Annotated in this window: 1 protein-coding gene; it reads left to right on the plus strand. The window is 48.7% G+C overall.

Annotation, left to right across the window (positions count from 1 at the left end):
• The first annotated feature begins 101 nt into the window (after positions 1-101).
• Positions 102-2,615: a DEAD/DEAH box helicase family protein gene (locus ACOCD2_RS15905; RefSeq protein WP_294031138.1), complete on the plus strand. Its 2,514-nt coding sequence runs from the start codon at positions 102-104 to the stop codon at positions 2,613-2,615.
• Positions 2,616-2,798 lie beyond the last annotated feature (183 nt).

The raw sequence follows: 2,798 nt of genomic DNA on the forward strand, positions 1-2,798 counted from the left end.
TCCTGATCAAAAAAGCTGGGTTGCATGGATTTCTCCCCGTTTGCCTGTGATGCTGCTATTTTACAGGATTAGGGGCAATTAATAGAGGTGCCCGATAGCTAATGACATTAGATTTCTCAAAGATTAAGCCAAAAAAGAGGGGGGATTTACCTGTTAATCCTGTCGAACTTTTTCAAAATCTGAAAGTTTCCGATCCCGGAATAAACGACTTGTGGCTAGCGCAAGGAGACGCATTACGTGAGTGGCATGAAAATCGTGCAAAGCCTGACGTAGGAATTGTGCTTAACACAGGTGCGGGTAAAACCCTTGTAGGATTGCTGATGGCGCAGTCTCTTGTAAACGAACAAAGGGAGAAAGTCCTTTATGCGTGTAGTTCGATCCAGTTAGTAGAGCAGACGACGGAAAAGGCAAGGGGCTACGGTCTTGATGTAACAACATACTTTAGGCATGAATTCAGTAACGATCTGTTCACGCGAGGCGAAGCACCCTGCATAACCACCTACCAAGCGCTGTTCAACGGTAAATCGAAATTCCTTAATGAGCACTTGGCGGCCGTCATTTTTGATGATGCCCACGCTGCAGAGCATCTACTACGCGACCATTTCTCGCTGCGCATTGCAAGAAAGGAGTTTTCCGATGTCTACGCTGCAGTACATGCTTTATTCAAACGATACCACGATAAGACCGGGAAAGCCGGTAGCTATGCGGAGCTCGAAGATCCAAGATGTCATCACCTGTTTCTGATTCCACCGTTTGAACTCCACTCACAGCTCGGTGAAATGACGAGAATATTACACGAAGCGCGGCTGCAGCAGGAAAAGAGCACGATGTTCGCCTGGGAACACGTCAGAGATCATGTCGATACATGTTGCATTATGATATCGGGTGACGATATTACGATTACACCGCCATTTGTGCCTGTGCGTTCTCTCCCGTATTTCAATACAGGGGTCAGGCGAGTATATCTTTCTGCCACGCTATCAGCGCCTGATGCGTTCGCCAGAACATTCGGGTGTATACCGGAAGAGGTGATTGCGCCGACAACCACGGCCGGTGAATGTGAGCGGCTTATTGTTATTCCGTCCAGGGCTAATCTGGAACGAGATGATATTGAAATGGCTAAAGAGCTGATAGATCGCAGGAAGGCGCTAGTTCTCGTGCCCACATATTCCCGCGCTACCAGATGGGAAGATGTAGTGCAGCCGCCCCCGAGAAAAGATGTGTCACGATACGTGCGTGAATTTAGGGATGCCCCAGCCGCTGATTCGGTAAAGCTACTGTTGGCTGCTAGATATGACGGGGTGGATTTACCAGGAGATACCTGCAGGGTCATGGTAATTGACGATTTACCAATGGGAGTGGGACCGCTGGAGCGATATCTTTGGGAGCGTTTGAGGCTTTCTGCAATACTGAGAACTGCGATCGCTTCTCGGGTTGTCCAGAGTTTTGGCCGAATATCGCGTGGTATGAGTGATCACGGCGTAGTTATATTAACCGGGGAGCGCCTTGTCGAGTGGGTTTTAATCCCTAAAAACAGGGGGGTATTGCCTGTATTCCTACAAAAACAAATTTCACTGGGTGATGCGGTATCGGAACAGGCTGACTCGATTCAGGATCTTCTGTCAGCTGCAGAACAATGTTTGACGAGGGATGATGGCTGGATTGCGGCATACAATGATTATCTGGCTGATGCAGAGCTGGAAAATGCTGATGTGGATACCGAACATCTTACCCGGCTCGCCAAATCAGAGGCGAAGTATGGGCACTTGATGTGGCACCGTGAATATAAGAAAGCGGCGAAAGTGCTACGCGCTACACTTGACGATGCCTTTGCGTTGAGTGATAGCACCGGCGCCTGGCATTGTTTGTGGTTAGGCGCCGCATATCAAATGATGGGGGATGGAGGGTCGGCGCAGGAAATGTTTTTGGATGCGCATGCAACCCAGCGTAATATTCCTGCCTATCCGCGTGAAAATGCTCAGGTATCTCAAGCCGCCGTCCCGGCTCAAATTATCGCTATCGACGAGCAGCTGAATATACTGGCGGATGGCTCGATTGTGCTGCCGAAGGGACTGGATACTGATTTGGCCTATCTGGGCGGTTCCGGTTCGCCTGCCCAAACTGAGAAATCGCTTCGTGCTCTTGGTCAGTATCTTGGATTAAATGCAACGCGGCCGGATAATGAACATGGCACTGGGCCAGATGCTTTATGGGTGGCGGATGGACAACCGGTACTGTGCCTGGAAGTAAAAACGGGTAAAGATGCCAGTTCACGCTATCAGAAAAAAGAAGTCGGGCAACTCAGTGATCACGTGCAGTGGGTAAAGGACCATATTGGGGATACGACCATCATTCCTGTCTTTGTTGGACCTGTCATGCCCGCAACCGATACTTCAAATCCTCCATCTGATTTCTTGGTTGTTGGCCTAGAACAATTCAAGCAGCTTGGGGATCGGCTAAAAGCAGCTCTGACAGATGCAGTTGAAAATGCATTACCCACTACGTTAAGAGACACACTGATGACAACATTTTCCAAACGTGACCTGATATGGCCAGACTGTATGAATAGTATGGAGAAATATACGCTGCGTGATCTATCTGTCGTCAGGAACTAGAGTTTAGAGTTTCAGAGGAGAAAAACCACTAAAAATCTCAAAAAACAGTTGACATAGCAAGACGCGGCCTTCTCAGAAGAGAAATCAACACAAACTTCTGGAGGCCGCTATGGACGCGAAAGGATATAGCCGTATCCCCCGCGAACTGTGTTATTGGATAACATTTTTGGCAGAAGCGCTACC

It is taken from the genome of Thiolapillus sp. (assembly GCF_048562965.1).
Classification (GTDB): Bacteria; Pseudomonadota; Gammaproteobacteria; order Chromatiales; family Chromatiaceae; genus Thiolapillus; species Thiolapillus brandeum_A.